This window comes from Heyndrickxia shackletonii, from assembly GCF_001420715.1.
Classification (GTDB): Bacteria; Bacillota; Bacilli; order Bacillales; family Bacillaceae_C; genus Margalitia; species Margalitia shackletonii.
On sequence record NZ_LJJC01000006.1, the window covers coordinates 195,129 to 212,575 of the forward strand.

Consider the following 17,447-nt stretch of genomic DNA (forward strand, 5'->3'; position numbering starts at 1 on the left):
TTCGTCTTAAGAATAGGGATCTTTTTTAAGAAAAGATCCCCCGAGGCTAGTCGAAGTAGGGATTTAAAGCAACAATTGATACGAAAACAGCCTTTCTAATCAACTATAACTATATTACAACGCTTGCGCAGCCGTGATAAGAGCTAACTTATATACATCTTCTTCATTACAGCCACGAGATAGATCATTTACTGGAGCATTTAAGCCTTGTAATATTGGCCCGACTGCTTCAAAATTCCCCAGCCTTTGTGCGATTTTATATCCAATATTTCCTGCTTCAAGGCTCGGAAAAATAAATACATTTGCATCGCCCTTCAATACAGAATCCGGAGCTTTTTTCTTTGCAACGGAAGGAACAAAAGCAGCATCAAATTGAAATTCTCCGTCTAATACAAGCTCTGGTGCTCGTTCCTTCGCAATCCGAACTGCTTCCGTTACTTTTTCTGTTTCCGGTGACACGGCAGACCCCTTTGTCGAAAAGCTTAGCATAGCTATTCTTGGCTCAAGATCAAACATCTCTGCCGTTTTCGCACTTTCAATAGCTATTTCTGCTAAATCCTGACTGTCTGGCGTAATATTAATGGCACAATCAGCAAACACGTATTTTTCTTCTTCCCGTACCATAATAAAAACTCCGGATGTTTTTTTAACACCTTGCTTTGTTTTAATGATTTGCAAGGCAGGTCGAACAGTATCTGCCGTTGAATGTGCCGCACCGCTTACTAACCCATCGGCATGATTCATGTAAACAAGCATTGTTCCAAAGTAGTTTTCGTCTAATAGAATCTTCTCTGCTTCTTCTTTTGTTGCCTTCCCATTTCTTCTCGCTACAAAAGAATCCACCATTTCAGAAAACCCTTCATATTGAGCAGGTTCATAAATGACCGCCCCTTCTAACTCCAATTGAAGCTCTTTAGCCTTCGCTTCAATTTCTTCCTTATTACCTATTAAAATTGGAGTTAAAATTCGTTCTGTTGCAAGACGGCTCGCCGCAGATAAAATTCGCTCATCCAATCCTTCAGGAAAAACAATTTTCAAATTTTTATTAGAAACCTTATCTTTAATTGCTGAGAATAAATCAGTCATATATTTTCCTCCTTTATATTTTATCCTACCCAAACTATAGCAAACTTTTTTAAGAAGAATGAATCGTTTAGGCTTTTTGGCCAAATGTTTATATTTTGTGAATATAGTGTTTCCTTTTCTTGATCGTTTTTTTACAATTGTGTGTTGGATTTTTTATGATTGGAAAAACTATGCTATAGTATGGATAGACAAAACAAACTCGAGGTGATCAAAATGAGTGAGGCAGCTCAAACATTAGATGGCTGGTATTCTTTGCATGATTTAAGAGCAATGAATTGGCCAGCTTGGAAAGCTCTTTCAAGCGATGAACGCCAAACAGCTATTTACGAATTTCAACAATTTATCAATAAATTAAATAAAACACAAAGTGAAAAACAAGGCAGTCATGCATTATACACAATCGTTGGCCAAAAGGCAGATTTTATCCTTTGGATGCTTCGTCCTACTATGGAGGAGCTAAATGAGCTTGAAAATGAATTTAATAAGCTTACAATAGCTGAATATACGATTCCTACATACTCTTATGTATCTGTTGTAGAATTAAGTAATTATGTTGGCGGCGGTAATTCTGACGAAGATCCATACCAAAACCCGTATGTGAAATCACGTCTGTATCCTGAACTACCAAAATCCAAATATATTTGCTTCTATCCTATGGACAAGCGACGTGAAGGCAATGACAATTGGTACATGCTATCCATGGAAGAACGTCGTGAAATGATGCGTAGTCATGGAATGATTGGGCGTAAATATGCTGGCAAAGTAAAACAAATTATTACCGGTTCCGTCGGCTTCGATGATTATGAATGGGGCGTCACCCTATTTTCAGATGATGTTCTGCAATTTAAGAAGCTTGTCTATGAGATGCGCTTTGATGAAGTAAGTGCACGTTACGGCGAATTCGGTTCCTTCTTTGTTGGGAATCTATTAGAAGAAGAGAAAATTGCGAAGTTTTTACATGTTTAAAACAAAAGCGGAAGCGCCGCAGCTCTAGCATATGGATTTCGTAGTCACAGGCGAGATAAAGGAAACCATTTATCGTTGGAAGAAGACGTAGAAATCCACTAGCCAATAGGCGCTGTAGTTAGATATCAATAAATTATTAGCCCCTACATTTTAGGGGCTCTTTTATTCCTTAAAAATCCACAAAAAAATTTCCATGCATATCCCCTTCTTCACTTACATACATATGAAATAGTGAAAATATCAAATAAATCCTTTCACCATCCGTACAAGTCTGGCTTCCTTGAAGAGAGGTGTAAAGCTTACAGAAAAAAATAATCTAAGTAAAAGTGCTGTAAAAATTCATGATTATTTTTTCGCTTTGCGGATTAAAATCCTTTATGTATTGATTAATAACTTATCCATTTCTAACTAGGGTGTATCAAGGAGGGAGAATATTGTCAAATTCCTATGTCAATCCAAATGCATACGGCTATCCTTATAGGCAAGCATCGCAACCACCATATTATGGAGGAAATATGCCACAGCAATTCGGGACACCGCCTTTAACTGCTAGCGGACCTACAACGCAGGGACCTAATATACCAGGAATGCTGCCTGCAGAACAGTCCTACATCGAAAATATTTTACGTTTGAACAAAGGAAAATTAATTCATCTTTATGCAACATTCGAAAATAAAAGAGAGAAGCAATTTACCGGAATTATAGAGGCAGCAGGCCGGGACCATGTCATTATCAGTGATCCGCAAACAGGTGAACGTAATCTTATTCCAATGGTGTATGTAGATTATATTACATTTACAGAAGAAGTAGAGTACGAATATCCTTTTGGATCGGCTCAGCAGATGGCAACTTATCCAACAAGATAATTAGAAATCCGCTTGCCAAAAGGCGTGGAGCTAGAAAAGGACTAACAGTATAGAATTTGTTATCAAGGTAAGCAGTTAGCTTTTTAGACAAAAACAGCCCTTTCTAATGAAAGAGCTGTTTTTATTAAGATTGTTATAGATTTTTACTTATCGTAAATAGTTGCTAATGTAGACTTAGTTTCGGGTCACCATTTCCTTTAAGTGCTTTCTCATTCCTAAGCCATTTAAGAGCATTTATAAGGTTGCCATCTTCTAGAGCAACATAGTCAAAGAAAAGAGCCTTTATTAATAATATTTTGCTGCAGCAATGATCAGCAATACCCACGAAACAAGGAATGCTACACCGCCGAAAGGAGTTATGGCGCCTAGAATACTTATTCTCGTTACACTTAATATGTATAGACTTCCTGAGAACAGGATGATTCCGACAAACATTAACCATCCAGACCATGACAAAAGAGAAGATGATTGAATATGTTTCGCAATGAGTCCAATTGCAATCAATCCGAGAGCATGGAACATTTGGTAGGTAACACCTGTTTTCCAAACCTCTAAATATTTCTCCGGAATTTTCCCTTCCAATCCATGTGCTCCGAACGCACCTAATGCAACCGCTAAAAAGGCATTAATAGCTCCTATAATAACAAAGGCTTTCATGTTAACACTCCTTATCTCTCTATTTATTCTTCATTTATTGTAAGAGAAGCCGTATTAAAAATCAAAAATAGAATCCCCATTTGAACCGTCATCAGTCTTTAAAGGCTGCGATTTTTCATACGTTAGAGTAGTTGTTGGTGCAGGATTTACATGGTGAGAAATATCCGCTGCAGTTTCGGCTCCCTGTTCCAGAATTAATTCACATAATGTCTTGATCGTATATACATGCTGTTTTTGCTTGCTGGAATCATGCAGTTGTTTTGCTTTCAGAACTTCTTCTTCTATTTTTTTCAAAAGAGAATGATTTGAGATTGTCACTTTCATTATCTCCTTACCTGTATATTACTCTCATCTTACCATATTTCCTCTTCTCTCTCTAAATTCGACATGTTTCACGTGAAACATGTTAATAATTGTCGTTTTAAAAAATATATGTTTATCCATATGGTAAACAGGTTATATACATAATAATTCGAGGTGACAAGCACCTCACAAAGGAGGAGATTTTATGTATACAGTAAAAGTTGCAGAAAATGGACTTGCCGCATCCAACCTAGTGAGTGAATTGCAAAACCAAGGATACCAAAAAGAAGATGTTTATATTTTTGCTCATGAAAAAGGGCGCTCGAAGGATTTAACAGATGCTACGCATACAGGAAGCGTCGGTATCGAGGAACAAGGCGTTCTAGATTCCTTTGGAAATGTGTTTAAAAAACGTGGGGATGAGCTCCGTTCCAAAATGCATTCACTTGGATTAAGTAAAATGGAGGCGGAAAAATATGAGGAAGTGCTCGACGAAGGGAAATTAGTTGTCATTGCTTCTGAAGAGCGTTTAGATGAACCTCCTTATACTATAATTTAATTAGAAAAGCGCGGGGCGTCGCAGCTTTACGTACGAATTTTATAGTCATAGAGCTGAGGTAGTTCACTAGATTGTGAAATTATCTCTTAAAACCTAATATCCCTTACCCGCAGGGAGAAGACAGGGAAATCCGATGCTGGAGCTAGACAAAAACTTGTAAAATTATTTATTTGATAATAGGCTTATACTTTCTGGTTAGTATTAAAAATTAGCGGTCCTTTCAGCAGGACCGCTATACACTTATCCTATTAAAGAGTGGTACACTTTCTTCGCCATTGCCACATCATTTGTTCCATGAATTAAGGCCCTTCCATCCTTAAACAAAACCATTCTGTAATCTCCCTTCAACACCGATACAAGATAAGGATTCCCACTAACCTCATATCCAGCTTTTCTCCATTGAATCGTAAGACCCTCTATAGAAATATTCGAACAGCCAGATGGCCTAATTTGAACCGTATTTCTTCCGCATAAAACGGCTGTTTTTGTGGCTACCTCATAATGAAGGTTTGGATAGGTTGGATGATGTCCACATGTATAACAATCGGGATTTTTGGTTGCATCTGCTTTAATAGAAAGAGTCTGATTTTGCCACAAGTCAAAAGTTACATAGGTATTTCTCAACGCATTATTATTTTCCGATAAAATTTTTAACGCTTCAGCAGTTTGATATGCCGTAACCATTTGTACGGTAGGCGCTATAATGCCAACTGTATCACATGTTTGTCCATTCATCGGCAATTTCTTCATTAAACATTGCAAACATGGAGTCTCTCCCGGAATGATGGTAAAAGCAGAGCCAAAGCTTCCCACACATGAACCAAATATCCAAGGAATGCGAAACTTATGGGCGATATCATTCATGATAAAACGTGTCTCAAAGTTGTCTGTACCATCCATGATTAAATCCATATCAGGAGCTACACTTTCTAATAGCTGTGCGTCCGCTTCCCCTACAATGGACCCGACATCCACATCTTGGTTAATTTCATTAAGTCTTTTTTTTGCCGCTTCTGCCTTCGGTACTCGTTCCTGTGCATCTCTTTCCGAGTACAAAAGCTGACGTTGTAAATTGCTTTCCTCCACATAATCCCGGTCAATGATGGTTAATTTTCCAACACCCGCTCTGGTCAAAGTTTCAGCAATAGCAGATCCTAGCGCGCCCATCCCTACAATTAATACATGCTTCTTTCTTATCTTTTCCTGTCCATCAATTCCAATAGGAGAAAACAAAGTTTGCCGTGAATATCGATTCATAAGCGTACTTCCTTTCAACCCCCGCTGACTGGCGGGATCAGAGCGACAACATCACCTTTACGGATAATCTCTTCATCATTTACGAATTCTTCATTAATTGCGACCATAATGCTATCTAATTCATCGAAAGAATAAGATTCCTTTAAAACTCTTTTTAATTCTTTTACCGATTTACCTTCTATATCAACATTTATTTCTTGCTTCCCCGCTTGATCACGAAGCTTTGCAAAAAGTAGCAGTTTAATCATGGAGTTCATCCTCTCCTGGCTTTCCATCTGTATATTTTTTTGTTCCTAATTGGTTGCCTACCCACTCTTCCCCATCATCCCAATGTTCTTTTTTCCAAATAGGAACGATTTCCTTTATTCGTTCAATCGCGTATCTATTTGCCTCATAGCTTTCTGCTCGATGAGGAGTAGAAACGGCAATGACCACGGCAATATCGGTAATCTTTAATCTGCCGATACGATGTGTGATTGCTGTTTTCGTCCCTGGCCATTTTTCAGCTATTTCGTTTCCAATTTCCTCAAGTTTTTTGAGTGCCATCGATTCATATGCTTCATATTCAAGATATAAAGTACGTCTGCCGTGAGTAAGTTCCCGGACAGTCCCTATAAAAGTAGTGATAGCCCCAGCTTCCCTTCGTACCACTTTTTGCACTATTTTTTCTATCTCAATTGGATCCTTCGTGATTTGAAAATTCATTCTATCACCTCTAGAGCTTGTTGATATTCTGATAAAATTCTAAAGCTTTTTGATAATCTTCCAATGTATTCAAATTCCATAAGCAATATTCCCACTCAACCTGCAATTCTTCCGGAATATCTTGTTTTTCTATAATTTTAGCATTCACTTCATTTAAAAGATGTGACATTTTTCGCTTTCCATTTAAAAGATTTTCTTTAATGAAGGGCTGAATTCTTTTATGGTAGGCTCCAAATAGAGGATGAACTCTTCCTTGATGTGAAGGAATAACAGCGTCCACTCCGCTATTCTTTAATTCTCTTATTAAATATTCTCCTATTTTTCGAGATACGAACGGCATATCACAGGCTATAAATAAACAAAAGTCTTCATCAGCTACATCTATACCTGTATAAATACCTGCCAAAGGACCCTCACCCCTAAATTCCGGCACATCCGGAAATATAGAAAGATCCAGTTCATTATATATTTCAGGTATATTCGCAATAATAATGATTTCTTCTGAAATAGGAGTAAATTCCTCTGCTATTCTCTTAATAATACTTTTTCCCCCTATAGGAAGTAACGCTTTATTTTTCCCCATTCTGCTGGATTTTCCACCGGCTAAAATAATGGTTTTCATCTAAATTACTCCCCTTCCACAGGTGCCACTAATTCCACCTTAATACGGTCCGGATCCTCAAAATACAAGGCATAATGGGATGGCCCTCCTGCAAACGGATGGCGATCCGAATACAGAATGTTTATCCCTCTTTCCTGTAGCTCCAATGTAATATCATCGACCTGTTGCCTTGATTTTGCACAAAAAGCAAGATGATTTAGCCCAACCCTCGAGCGATGATATGGGATATCCAGATACTTTTCATCGGCCTGAACAAATACGATATATGTGGACGTAGCCTTCCAACTAATCCCCTTGTCCCACTTTTGATAGACCTGGTAATCTAATTTCGTTAAAAGCCAATCCCAAAATTTTATTGTTTTATTGAGATCCGATACATATATTTCGATATGGTGAAGCATCATATTTTCCCCTTTACAATATTAACTATTATTTATTTCTATAGTGAGAGGAATAGTACCTTCCTTTCATTTAACTTTTACAGAGTTCTGAATTTAGTGCTTTTAATGTAACCATTATTTCATGCAAGTTCCACACGTTTTTGTTCCCGCTTTCCTTCTCGATCTGGTTTTGGGCACGATACTTCTTCTACTGTTTCCGATTCTCTGTTATAGACTTGTATTTGTGCACAAAGTCATCCATTAATAATGGTTATCCTAAAGAGAAAAAAGCTTAGCAGCATACTAAGCTTTTTTATACATCCATTAATACTTTATCTTCTTCTGACCATTAGAGATTTGTTTCCATTTTGCTTTTTCCGCTAACGCCGCCCGCTGATTTTCTTTTCTTTCTATATAAGCAAGCTCTTTTTGCAGTTTTACATAGCTATTATATCGGTCAATATCCAAAGTTCCGTCAGAAATCGCTTGTTGGATAGCACACCCAGGTTCCTTTTTATGTTTACAATCTCTAAATTTACAATGCTCCGCTAAAGATTCTACATCCGAGAAGCTTTGGCTTAGACCCTCATCCGCTTCCCAAAGCTGCAATTCTCGCATCCCTGGAGTATCGATTAATATACCACCATGTTCAAGAACGATTAATTCCCGATGAGTTGTCGTATGACGCCCACGATCATCACCTTCCCGAACCTCTTTTACCTGTTGTTTATGGTGACCGATCAATGTATTGGTCAACGTCGATTTTCCAACACCCGAGGATCCAAGTAAAGCAATCGTTTGCCCCTCATGAAGATACGGAGAAAGCTGGTCTATCCCAATATTTTTTTCCGCGCTGATCGGAAGAATTGGAATTCCGAATGCCACGGTTTCTACTTCAGCAATCTTTTCATCTATATCCTCACATAAATCAGCTTTACTCAAAATAATAACGGGATTTGCACCACTTTCCCAGGCAGACAAAATATAGCGTTCAATTCGTCGCACATTGAAATCTGCATTTAAAGCATTTACTAAAAAGATTGTATCAACATTTGATGCTACAATTTGTTCTTCTGTTGTCTGACCGGCAACCTTTCTGGAGAATTTACTTTTGCGAGGCAGGACAGCATGAATCGTAGCCTTCTGTTCTTCCGGACGTGCTGAAATTACAACCCAATCCCCTACAGCAGGATAATCTCCACGATCCAGCGCATTAAAACGCATTTTTCCAGAAATTTCACCTAAAAGCTCTCCATATTCCGTTAATACCCTGTAAATTTTTTTATGTTCAAGCGCGATTCTGCCAACCTCATATCCTTGTTCCTTAAACTGCAAAAATTCCTCTTCAAAAAATTCATTCCAACCTAATGTTTTTAAATTCAAATGTGATTCCTCCGTTTTTTATAATAAGGCTGTTTTCACAATATTTGTTGCTTTCGTCATTAGTTATAAATCCTAAGTAGGCTTGGTTTCGGGGCATCTTTTCTTACCAATTTTATTGATTTTTAACTTAAATAAGGCTGTTACTTAGAATTTCGTATACAAAAGCAATAAAGTTTAAGAAAAGAGCCTTAGGTAAAAAAAATAAACCGTGTGAACACGGTTTTGTTGAAAAAAGGGTATATTACACCCTAATAATATAAAAACCATGAGCCTTTAAGTGACAGCCCATGGTTAAATAACATGAATAATATGTTGCCTAACGCTTATTCGTACACATTACATTTTCCATGGACTGCATTATGAAATTAAATTGATTCGTCATATATACATTTGCGTTCATAATACATACCTCCTTTGGAAAATGTTTGATTTACAAGCATATTGTAAACGTTTCATTTAAGAAAGTAAAGTCATTTTCGAAAAATAAAAATAATTTTTTACTAGATGTATAGTTTGCTAAATCATTGTCCATAATGGTGATAGACGATGAAACCCCCTCTTGTGGAGAGTGACCTTTATAAAAGGACACCCTCTTTTTTTTGCCCAATTATTTATCTCTTTTGATCCCTGTCCATCTCCAAGTGAAATTGGAACTTCAAATTTCACCAGCGCTTCCGCTTTTCTTGTTTCCATTGTTTTTCAAAAAATTTTGGTTTATTCTAATGTAGATAGTACATATTATTCATTCAAATAGTATTTCATCATTGGTAATGGAGGAGGAATCGTAATATGACATTGAAAAAGACCTTTACTCTTGCTGGATCTGATTCAAGCGGTGGTGCAGGGCTCCAAGCTGATTTGAAAACATTCCAAGAATTAGGCGTTTATGGTATGACTGCCATTACATCGATTGTAACAATGGATCCTAAAAATGATTGGCATCATAATGTTTTTCCTATTGATGTAAAAACCGTTGAACCACAATTAGAAACCATTTTGTCTGTTGGCATCGATGCAATGAAAACCGGTATGCTTGGTTCTGTTGACATTATCGAACTTGCAGCAAAAAAAATTGATGAGCATAAACTGGATAAAGTGGTCATTGACCCTGTTATGGTTTGTAAAGGGGAAGATGAGGTATTACAACCAGAAAACACAGAAGCAATGCGCGATCTGTTATTACCACGTGCTACTGTTGTAACTCCTAATCTTTTTGAAGCATGGCAATTAGCCAAAACAGGTCCTATTAAAACCATTGATGATATGAAAGAAGCAGCTGTTAAAATTCATGAGTTGGGTGCAAAAAATGTTGTCATTAAAGGCGGCAAACAACTAAATCATGATAAAGCTGTAGACTTATTCTATGATGGAACAGAATTCACTCTTCTTGAGAAGGAAAAATTAGAAACAACTTATAATCATGGTGCAGGCTGTACATTTGCGGCTGCCATTACGGCAGAGCTTGCAAAAGGTGCATCTGTTAAAGATGCTGTAACTACTGCAAAAGAATTTGTGACTGCAGCTATCGAACACGGCTTTAAGCTTAACCAATACGTTGGTCCAGTTATGCACGGAGCCTATACTCGCTTTGTTTCGACAAAGTAAAAAATATACCGCGGGTGGAATGACACCCGCTTTTTTTGTTTTCGTATAAATTGTTTTTCTCTCTTTGTGTAAGAAGATGCTGTAAGTTTCGGCGCATCTTTTTTCAAAAAATTTAATTCTATGCTGAACAGAGAATTTTATAAGGTTATTGATTTATTATGGATCATCGTTTAAGAAAAGAGCCTTTTATTGAAGCTAAATTTTAGCATTCTGTTACTATTTTTAGTAAAATGTTCACATACTTAGAAAAGTGGTAGTGCCATGCCCATCTGCGTACGAATGAATGAGATTAGCATTTCAAATTTCACCTGATGCCCGTTTATCGCAGGGGGAGACGTAGAAATCCGCTTGCCGTTAGGCGTAGGTACTAGACAAGACTAGAGTTAATAAATAAATTAAATAATAAAACTTATACAATCATTAATTTTTTAATGAAAAGGAGGGGAATTTTCCATGGAGCCAATTAACATGTCAAAAGTACAAGAAAAAATAAATGAATTTGCTAATCAAGAGGTTTACATACATCTTGAAACAACAAATGGAGCCTATGCTTCCCATTTTAATGAATCATTTTTTTCTGCGGGCGCTTATATTCGGAATGCAAAAGTGAAATATGAGCATGGAAAAATTACTGGTGATGGTCCTTTCCGAGTTGGGATAAAAATGGAAATCGGTTGGATTTATGCAGAAGGCATTACCCATTTCGAAGTAGATGAACAAAATCGTTTATTGCTTGCCGGTCATGGTTATGATGGTAAACTCGCAGTTGCGTTAGAAATTAGCAAAAACCCGTTTGAAATATAATTTTTTAGTTAGGAGTTTTTTTATATGGAAAAAGAACGTCAAGTCTTAGTCGTATTTCCACATCCGGATGATGAAGCATTTGGTGTTTCCGGCACGATTTCTACTCATGTAAAAAACGGGACTCCTGTTACTTATGCCTGCTTAACCCTGGGACAAATGGGCAGAAACTTAGGAAATCCTCCTTTCGCGACAAGAGAATCCCTTCCGAATATTCGAAGAAGGGAATTACAAAACGCCGCAGAAGTAATGGGAATTCAAGATCTTCGAATGATGGGATTACGTGATAAAACCGTTGAATTTGAAGATGACGAAAAAATGACCAACATGATTACTGATTTAATAGAGGAATTAAATCCTTCGCTCATCATCACTTTCTATCCGGGGTATTCTGTACACCCGGACCACGATGCTACAGGAAGAGCAGTAATTCGGGCGGTTAGAAAAATCCCTATTGAAGCACGTCCAAAAGTTCATTGTGTTGCTTTCTCCAAAGGACATGAAGAGGAAATTGGAAAACCGGATATCGCAAATGATGTGAGTGACGTTATTGATCAAAAAATTGGAGCGATGAAAGCACATATTTCCCAAACTGGTTGGATGATGGAAGAAAGAGAAAAGAAAGTAGCAGAAAAAGACCCAGAAACATTAGCGTGGCTCCAAACAGAAAGATTTTGGTCTTATCCATGGGACAATGACAAGGTAGAATAAGTTCGAATATCGGACTTATTTTTTTTATTTTTTATAAGAAACAACAGTTGTACCCGCAATCCAATCATATACATTTTTTCTCTGTTTGTTCGTTAATGGAAAGAAAATATAAAGAAATGCCAAGATATTTACGGTAATTAAAATAGAAGTTATGAAACTGTCAGGAAAGTCAGACGGTCTCACCATATTCCATATAGAGAAATGGGAAATTTCCCAAGGTAGAAATTTAATGATGGAACGGAAAGCAGCTCTTCCCAATCCAATCCTTTTCCCATCTTGTTTCACAACCCGGATGTTTTGCATCCTCTTCCCTAAAGTACCTCCTTTTCTCGATGCCTCCATGAAAATGAAATACAGCATAACAGGTAAGGTAATGAAACAAAATCCCGCAAGCTCAGCTACAAATGAATTTTTTAAAAACAACGATTGGAAAAAAGAACGTAAAACAAAGGACAGTAAAACTAAAATCAAGCCATATCCAATAATCACCAAATAATCTATTAAAAAAGCGTATAATCTTCTTCGGTAAGGGGCAACAGTATTCCACTTTGTTTCTCTATTCTCTACTGGTTCCAAATGACTCTCTCCTCCCACGCTTTCTAAATAAAAATATATCACGTAATGAACGAATTTTTTGAATTTATTACACCGCTGTTTAATAATATATTTTTATTGTGAGTGATTACTCACTTTACAAATGATTAAAATCATTTTACACTATTAACAATGAGTGATTACTCACTTCCATTTCAAGGAGGGGGAAATATGAACAGTGCTATTGTATCCATTACTAATGTGAGTAAAAGCTTCGGTAACCAACAAATTTTAGAGGATGTTTCTCTAACAGTTGGTACTGGTGAAATTTTTGGCTTATTAGGTCCATCTGGCTCCGGTAAAACAACACTGGTAAAAATGATGATGGGTATTGAGTCCATTAATTCTGGAAACATAAGTATTGCGGGATTGGAGATACCCTCATTCGAAGCAAAAAAAATAATTGGATATATGGCGCAATCCGATGCACTATATCTAGATTTAACAGCAAAGGAAAATCTCGAATTCTTTGGTTCCCTATACGGATTAAAGGGAAAAAAGCTAAAAGAGCGCATTCAATTAGTAATGGAAATGGTTGATTTACAAAACCACTTGCATAAGACACTCCACCAATATTCTGGAGGCATGAAGCGAAGATTATCGCTTGCCATCTCGCTTTTACATGAACCAAAACTATTAATCTTAGATGAACCTACAGTGGGCATTGACCCTGTATTAAGAAAATCCATCTGGGGTCAATTTCAAACACTTACTAAACAAGGAACGACCATCTTCCTTACAACCCATGTAATGGATGAAGCCGAAAAATGCGACAGATTGGGCCTTATCCAAAGCGGGAAACTGATTGTGAATGATACTCCGGAGAAAATGAAGGAAATGTATAGAGTAAATACATTAGAGGAAATCTTTTTGGCGGTAGGGGGTGCGGCACATGACCATTAAAGCGTTTATTATCCGTATCCTTCGTCAGTTCATGCGGGATAAAAGAACACTTGCACTGATGATTCTTGCCCCTATTTTAGTGCTAACCATGCTATGGGCTGTTTTTAACGGGAAAGATTATAAGCCGAAGATTGGGTATGTTGAACCAACAGCACAACAAACGGCTCCGATTAAATTAGGAAGCTCTTTTCATCATTATAAAAATGAATCGTCAGCAAGAAAGGCCTTAAAGGAAAGTAAAATTGACGGCTACCTTACTATTGCTCCATCTCCTTCTCTCGTGTTGGAAGGAAGCGATCCTAATGTAAATAAAGCCGTTATTCAGAAAGTACAGTCCCTTTTCCAAAGCAAACAATCTCCTATAGAAATAGAATATTTACATGGCAATAAGGATATGAAATCCTTTGACTATTTTGGACCTGTATTACTCGGTTTTTTTGTCTTTTTCTTTGTTTTTCTTATTAGCGGGGTTTCCTTTTTGCGGGAACGTACATCCGGAACGTTAGAAAGATTAATGGCGAGTCCAATCAAAGTTTCCCATATGGTATTTGGCTATGTCATAGGATTTGGAATATTTACGATTATTCAATCCGCATTAATAACCTCTTATGCTGTTTATATTCTAAAATTAATGATGGTCGGATCCTTTTTAACTAGTTTGTTGGTAATCTTGCTTTTGTCTTTTACCGCACTTACACTAGGTATGCTGCTTTCCGCCTTTGCAAGAACAGAGCTACAAATGATGCAATTTATTCCCATTGTAGTTGTCCCACAAATCTTTTTTTCAGGTTTATTCAATCTGGATACCATTCCAGATTGGTTAAGCTGGATTGGTCCTATTACACCATTATATTACGCGGCGGATGCGTTAAGAGACATTATGATTCGTGGAGCACATTTTCAAGATACACTATTCGATATCTTAATGTTACTCGTCTTTTCGGCGTTCTTTATTATCGTAAACATTGCGGCATTGAAAAAATATCGTAAAATATAAGAAAAGCATAGACGCTGCAGCACTGGCGTATGGATTTCGTAATCTTCACGGGCGAGGGACGATTGCCCTTGCCTACAGAAGACGGAGAAATCCGCTAGCCGATAGGCGTTGAAGCTAGACTGTAATTAAACTTATCTTTCTTTTAAAAAGAACTCTAAATGGAATGAAGTAGACTGGAGAGAATACAATGTCTGAACAAAGCGATTTTCTGGATATTCTTTTGGAAAATCATGAGAATATGACAGAAAAGCAAAAGAAAATACTTGAAGCAGCGGTGGAAACCTTTTCTGAAAAAGGGTATGCCGCAACTTCCACAAGCGAAATTGCTAAGAAGGCTGGTGTTGCAGAAGGAACCATCTTCCGTCACTATAAAACAAAAAAAGATTTGCTGCTTTCCATTGTAGCACCAACAATGGCAAAACTATTAGCACCATTTTTTATTCGGGACTTCAATAAAGTGTTGTTAAATGATTATGGTGATTTTGAGGACTTTTTAAGAGCTGTCATTATTAATAGAATGGAATTCGCCAAGAAACATATGCCAATACTTAAAATTTGTCTGCAAGAAATTCCATTTCATCCCGAATTAAAAAATCAATTTATCGAGCATGTTTTTAATAAACTAATTGGTCGCTTTAAATACATCGTGGAAAGCTATCAAAAAAAGGGGCAAATTATTGATATTCCGCCAACATCGGTCATGCGGCTATCTGCTTCCGCCATCATTGGCTTTATTTTAGCTAGAACCTTATTAGTTCCCGAATCTGAATGGGATGATGAACAAGAAATGGAACGAACGATTCGATTCGTTGTAAAGGGATTGAGTCCGGATCCAAAGTGATCTTTTTACGAGTTATCTTTTTGGATAGCTCTTTTTTATTTTCTTCAACTATAAACAGTGCGATTTTCCATTCAACGGCGCGAAAATGCAATCAAACAGCGTAAATCATGACTTTAGACTTACAAAGACATAAAAAAACGATGCGAAAACACCTTTCCCACATCGTCCAAAATCTTATAATGTTACATTCAACAATTGCGCAACCGCCTTACCTACACCATCATTAATGTTTAAATCGGCCTGATATTTGCAAAGTTGTTTAACCTCTTCTTCTGCGTTCCCCATTGCAAAAGAGTATCCGACTCTTTTTAACATAGAAAGATCATTTAAGTTATCTCCAATTGCCATGGTGTCCTTTAAATCGATGCCTCTTTCTTTTACAAATGCTTCTAAGGCAATTCCCTTTTGGGCATTAATATGGTTTACTTCCAAATTATTGTGACCAGAGGATGTAACTTTCAGCCCTTCTACTTCATGCAACGCTATACTTGCCTTTTTCAATAGTTCCTCGTCACTTGAAAAAACGATGAACTTATAAAAAATGTACCCGGGATTATTAAAAAGGACTTCATAGTCATTAATTGTTTGAATGAATCCCTTAGTAAAACGATCCTCTACCATTTTGCGAATTTCTTCAGTTGGGCGTTCTGGATTGGCAGTTTTGTATATATCGACAATGACACTTATGCTTTTATCATAATCCTCGGTAAACTTGCCTTTATTCGTGTAGATTTCAAAATAAACCCCAATCTCATTTAAAATCTTGGCTATGGCGGCAGCTTGCTCCCCATTTAAACCGGTTGAGCCAACAATTTCACCAGATTCATTTCGGATTTCCGCACCATTTACCGCTATTAGTGGGCATTTAATTCCCGCATCTTTCAGAAGAGTATGTGCTTCATCATAAGAACGCCCCGTTGCAATCACAACCTCGATTCCCTGCTCTTTTGCATAAAGAAGCGCCTTCCGGTTTAATTCACTAATTTCTTGCAGCGAATTCAGCAAAGTGCCGTCCATATCTGATGCAATACATCGAATCATTAAGCACCATCCTTTCTAGTTGCACGAACCTCATCAACTTCAATATTGTACCATTTGTCAACATAGGGATACAAACTATATACAAAAACAAACTTCTTACAGTACATATCCCGTAACAACAAATATTGGTAAATATTTACTAGCGAATAAAAACTTTTATTCGATTCAAACTAATCTTATATAGCTCATACCGGTATTCTTTTGAAGAATATTCTGCTTCAAATAAATAACTTCGGATATATAGATTAAAAGATTAGTAGAAAGTAGGATGGAGCATAATGGGTAAAAAGGTAGTTATACTAATTCTTCTACTTTCAGTTGCATTTGCGGGGTGCCGAAACAATACTTCCGATCAAGCTGAAAAAAATAAAGAACCAATGAAAATAAATACTCAAAGTCCCAAAATGAAACCATCAAATTTTGAAAGGACTAATCATTTTAATATTAAGCCTACAAACGCAAGTATAAATACCTCGAAATGGATTCCTGTTAAAGGAACCGTTCATATTCCCATTCTTATGTATCATAGTATATCCATAGGTAATGGCTTGTGCGTTCCGGAAAATGAATTTTTTTCCCAAATGAAATGGTTAAAGGAGAATGGATATTATACCCTTTCCCCAGAGGAGGCTTATTTGGTCTTAACAAAAGATATAAAACCTCGCGAAAATTGTGTCTTAATCACTTTCGATGATGGTTACGAAGATAACTATACCAAAGCATATCCTATTCTTAAACAATTCGGTATGAAGGCTACCATATTTATGATTGGAAGGTCCATCAATAAAAAGAATCACTTAACTGCTAAACAAATGCTGGAGCTTTCAAGAAATGGATTTTCCGTTGAAAGCCATACCATTCATCATCTCAACCTTAATCAATTATCTGCTGACCAACAAACTAGCGAAATGAAACGCTCCAAGGAACTATTGGATAAGATGCTCCATCAAAATACGATCTTTCTTTGTTATCCTGCTGGAGTCTATAATGAGGAAACATTAAAACTTGCCCAATCAGCAGGGTATAAAATGGCTGTGACAACTGAGCCTGGAGATGCTTTCCGTGACCAAGGAATGTATTCTCTTCACCGAATACGGATATTCCCAGGAATGTCATTGGAGGGCTTCGCAAGAATACTTGCAACGCCACAATAAACAAAAGGAGGAAATG

Annotated in this window: 21 protein-coding genes; 10 read left to right on the forward strand and 11 right to left on the reverse strand. The window is 37.1% G+C overall.

Going from position 1 to position 17,447, the window contains the following annotated elements; all coding sequences use genetic code 11:
• Positions 1-114: 114 nt before the first annotated feature.
• Positions 115-1,086, reverse strand: coding sequence for a phosphate acetyltransferase (gene pta / locus AN964_RS19320; RefSeq protein ID WP_055741457.1), 972 nt, complete (start codon positions 1,084-1,086; stop codon positions 115-117).
• Positions 1,087-1,299: 213 nt separating this feature from the next.
• Between pta and hemQ the strand changes: the two genes are divergently transcribed.
• Positions 1,300-2,052 (forward strand): hydrogen peroxide-dependent heme synthase, encoded by a 753-nt coding sequence (hemQ, locus tag AN964_RS19325; RefSeq protein ID WP_055741458.1) that lies wholly within the window; start codon positions 1,300-1,302, stop codon positions 2,050-2,052.
• Between the two features lie 434 nt (positions 2,053-2,486).
• Positions 2,487-2,918 (forward strand): spore coat protein GerQ, encoded by a 432-nt coding sequence (gene gerQ, locus AN964_RS19330; protein WP_055741459.1) that lies wholly within the window; start codon positions 2,487-2,489, stop codon positions 2,916-2,918.
• 285 nt (positions 2,919-3,203) lie between these two features.
• On the opposite strand, the gene AN964_RS19335 is transcribed toward gerQ, so the two are convergent.
• Positions 3,204-3,575, reverse strand: a complete 372-nt coding sequence (locus AN964_RS19335; protein ID WP_055741460.1) for a DUF423 domain-containing protein — start codon at positions 3,573-3,575, stop codon at positions 3,204-3,206.
• A gap of 54 nt (positions 3,576-3,629) precedes the next feature.
• On the reverse strand, positions 3,630-3,893 hold the full coding sequence (locus tag AN964_RS19340) for a YwdI family protein (RefSeq protein WP_055741461.1): 264 nt from the start codon (positions 3,891-3,893) through the stop codon (positions 3,630-3,632).
• A 190-nt stretch (positions 3,894-4,083) separates the two neighbouring features.
• Between AN964_RS19340 and AN964_RS19345 the strand changes: the two genes are divergently transcribed.
• On the forward strand, positions 4,084-4,437 hold the full coding sequence (locus AN964_RS19345) for a YflT domain-containing protein (protein ID WP_055741462.1): 354 nt from the start codon (positions 4,084-4,086) through the stop codon (positions 4,435-4,437).
• A gap of 240 nt (positions 4,438-4,677) precedes the next feature.
• Here the strand turns inward: AN964_RS19345 and AN964_RS19350 are convergent, their stop codons facing one another.
• The 6 genes from AN964_RS19350 to rsgA form a co-directional block, all read right to left on the reverse strand.
• Positions 4,678-5,694 (reverse strand): ThiF family adenylyltransferase, encoded by a 1,017-nt coding sequence (locus tag AN964_RS19350; RefSeq protein WP_055741463.1) that lies wholly within the window; start codon positions 5,692-5,694, stop codon positions 4,678-4,680.
• Positions 5,695-5,708: 14 nt separating this feature from the next.
• On the reverse strand, positions 5,709-5,942 hold the full coding sequence (gene moaD, locus AN964_RS19355) for a molybdopterin converting factor subunit 1 (protein WP_055741464.1): 234 nt from the start codon (positions 5,940-5,942) through the stop codon (positions 5,709-5,711).
• Positions 5,935-6,399, reverse strand: coding sequence for a molybdenum cofactor biosynthesis protein MoaE (locus AN964_RS19360; RefSeq protein WP_055741465.1), 465 nt, complete (start codon positions 6,397-6,399; stop codon positions 5,935-5,937). Before AN964_RS19360 ends, moaD begins: the two co-directional genes overlap by 8 nt.
• A 10-nt stretch (positions 6,400-6,409) precedes the next feature.
• Positions 6,410-7,021 carry a molybdenum cofactor guanylyltransferase gene (mobA, locus tag AN964_RS19365; protein WP_055741466.1) on the reverse strand — a complete coding sequence of 204 codons (612 nt, stop codon included), beginning with the start codon at positions 7,019-7,021 and terminating at the stop codon, positions 6,410-6,412.
• 5 nt (positions 7,022-7,026) lie between these two features.
• Entirely contained in the window at positions 7,027-7,422 is a 396-nt protein-coding gene (locus AN964_RS19370) for a VOC family protein (protein WP_055741467.1), read from the reverse strand.
• Between the two features lie 303 nt (positions 7,423-7,725).
• Positions 7,726-8,784, reverse strand: a complete 1,059-nt coding sequence (gene rsgA / locus AN964_RS19375) for a ribosome small subunit-dependent GTPase A (protein ID WP_055741468.1) — start codon at positions 8,782-8,784, stop codon at positions 7,726-7,728.
• 789 nt (positions 8,785-9,573) lie between these two features.
• Here rsgA and pdxK point away from each other — a divergent pair.
• From pdxK to bshB2, 3 genes are all read left to right on the forward strand, one after another.
• Entirely contained in the window at positions 9,574-10,389 is an 816-nt protein-coding gene (pdxK, locus tag AN964_RS19380; RefSeq protein WP_055741469.1) for a pyridoxine/pyridoxal/pyridoxamine kinase, read from the forward strand.
• Between the two features lie 453 nt (positions 10,390-10,842).
• Positions 10,843-11,193 carry a YojF family protein gene (locus AN964_RS19385; protein WP_055741470.1) on the forward strand — a complete coding sequence of 117 codons (351 nt, stop codon included), beginning with the start codon at positions 10,843-10,845 and terminating at the stop codon, positions 11,191-11,193.
• A gap of 24 nt (positions 11,194-11,217) precedes the next feature.
• Positions 11,218-11,901 carry a bacillithiol biosynthesis deacetylase BshB2 gene (gene bshB2 / locus AN964_RS19390; RefSeq protein ID WP_055741471.1) on the forward strand — a complete coding sequence of 228 codons (684 nt, stop codon included), beginning with the start codon at positions 11,218-11,220 and terminating at the stop codon, positions 11,899-11,901.
• 24 nt (positions 11,902-11,925) lie between these two features.
• Here bshB2 and AN964_RS19395 read toward each other — a convergent pair whose 3' ends face one another.
• Positions 11,926-12,477, reverse strand: a complete 552-nt coding sequence (locus tag AN964_RS19395) for an RDD family protein (RefSeq protein ID WP_055741472.1) — start codon at positions 12,475-12,477, stop codon at positions 11,926-11,928.
• A 189-nt stretch (positions 12,478-12,666) separates the two neighbouring features.
• Between AN964_RS19395 and AN964_RS19400 the strand changes: the two genes are divergently transcribed.
• From AN964_RS19400 to AN964_RS19410, 3 genes are all read left to right on the forward strand, one after another.
• Positions 12,667-13,398, forward strand: a complete 732-nt coding sequence (locus AN964_RS19400; RefSeq protein WP_055741473.1) for an ABC transporter ATP-binding protein — start codon at positions 12,667-12,669, stop codon at positions 13,396-13,398.
• On the forward strand, positions 13,388-14,395 hold the full coding sequence (locus AN964_RS19405) for an ABC transporter permease (protein WP_055741474.1): 1,008 nt from the start codon (positions 13,388-13,390) through the stop codon (positions 14,393-14,395). Before AN964_RS19400 ends, AN964_RS19405 begins: the two co-directional genes overlap by 11 nt.
• Positions 14,396-14,582: 187 nt before the next feature.
• Positions 14,583-15,236 carry a TetR/AcrR family transcriptional regulator gene (locus AN964_RS19410; RefSeq protein WP_055741475.1) on the forward strand — a complete coding sequence of 218 codons (654 nt, stop codon included), beginning with the start codon at positions 14,583-14,585 and terminating at the stop codon, positions 15,234-15,236.
• 174 nt (positions 15,237-15,410) lie between these two features.
• Here AN964_RS19410 and AN964_RS19415 read toward each other — a convergent pair whose 3' ends face one another.
• Positions 15,411-16,277: a Cof-type HAD-IIB family hydrolase gene (locus AN964_RS19415; RefSeq protein WP_055741476.1), complete on the reverse strand. Its 867-nt coding sequence runs from the start codon at positions 16,275-16,277 to the stop codon at positions 15,411-15,413.
• 278 nt (positions 16,278-16,555) lie between these two features.
• On the opposite strand from AN964_RS19415, the gene AN964_RS19420 reads away from it, so the two are divergent.
• A complete protein-coding gene (locus AN964_RS19420) occupies positions 16,556-17,431 on the forward strand; it encodes a polysaccharide deacetylase family protein (protein ID WP_083489474.1) in 876 nt (291 codons plus the stop codon).
• Positions 17,432-17,447 lie beyond the last annotated feature (16 nt).

What these genes read in the sequence shown, in the direction of transcription:
- pta (WP_055741457.1), bottom strand. Translation starts at nt 1,086, where the DNA reads ATGACTGATTTATTCTCAGCAATTAAAGATAAGGTTTCTAATAAAAAT.
- hemQ (WP_055741458.1), top strand. Translation starts at nt 1,300, where the DNA reads ATGAGTGAGGCAGCTCAAACATTAGATGGCTGGTATTCTTTGCATGAT.
- AN964_RS19335 (WP_055741460.1), bottom strand. Translation starts at nt 3,575, where the DNA reads ATGAAAGCCTTTGTTATTATAGGAGCTATTAATGCCTTTTTAGCGGTT.
- AN964_RS19345 (WP_055741462.1), top strand. Translation starts at nt 4,084, where the DNA reads ATGTATACAGTAAAAGTTGCAGAAAATGGACTTGCCGCATCCAACCTA.
- AN964_RS19350 (WP_055741463.1), bottom strand. Translation starts at nt 5,694, where the DNA reads ATGAATCGATATTCACGGCAAACTTTGTTTTCTCCTATTGGAATTGAT.
- moaD (WP_055741464.1), bottom strand. Translation starts at nt 5,942, where the DNA reads ATGATTAAACTGCTACTTTTTGCAAAGCTTCGTGATCAAGCGGGGAAG.
- AN964_RS19360 (WP_055741465.1), bottom strand. Translation starts at nt 6,399, where the DNA reads ATGAATTTTCAAATCACGAAGGATCCAATTGAGATAGAAAAAATAGTG.
- mobA (WP_055741466.1), bottom strand. Translation starts at nt 7,021, where the DNA reads ATGAAAACCATTATTTTAGCCGGTGGAAAATCCAGCAGAATGGGGAAA.
- AN964_RS19370 (WP_055741467.1), bottom strand. Translation starts at nt 7,422, where the DNA reads ATGCTTCACCATATCGAAATATATGTATCGGATCTCAATAAAACAATA.
- pdxK (WP_055741469.1), top strand. Translation starts at nt 9,574, where the DNA reads ATGACATTGAAAAAGACCTTTACTCTTGCTGGATCTGATTCAAGCGGT.
- AN964_RS19385 (WP_055741470.1), top strand. Translation starts at nt 10,843, where the DNA reads ATGGAGCCAATTAACATGTCAAAAGTACAAGAAAAAATAAATGAATTT.
- bshB2 (WP_055741471.1), top strand. Translation starts at nt 11,218, where the DNA reads ATGGAAAAAGAACGTCAAGTCTTAGTCGTATTTCCACATCCGGATGAT.
- AN964_RS19400 (WP_055741473.1), top strand. Translation starts at nt 12,667, where the DNA reads ATGAACAGTGCTATTGTATCCATTACTAATGTGAGTAAAAGCTTCGGT.
- AN964_RS19405 (WP_055741474.1), top strand. Translation starts at nt 13,388, where the DNA reads ATGACCATTAAAGCGTTTATTATCCGTATCCTTCGTCAGTTCATGCGG.
- AN964_RS19410 (WP_055741475.1), top strand. Translation starts at nt 14,583, where the DNA reads ATGTCTGAACAAAGCGATTTTCTGGATATTCTTTTGGAAAATCATGAG.
- AN964_RS19415 (WP_055741476.1), bottom strand. Translation starts at nt 16,277, where the DNA reads ATGATTCGATGTATTGCATCAGATATGGACGGCACTTTGCTGAATTCG.
- AN964_RS19420 (WP_083489474.1), top strand. Translation starts at nt 16,556, where the DNA reads ATGGGTAAAAAGGTAGTTATACTAATTCTTCTACTTTCAGTTGCATTT.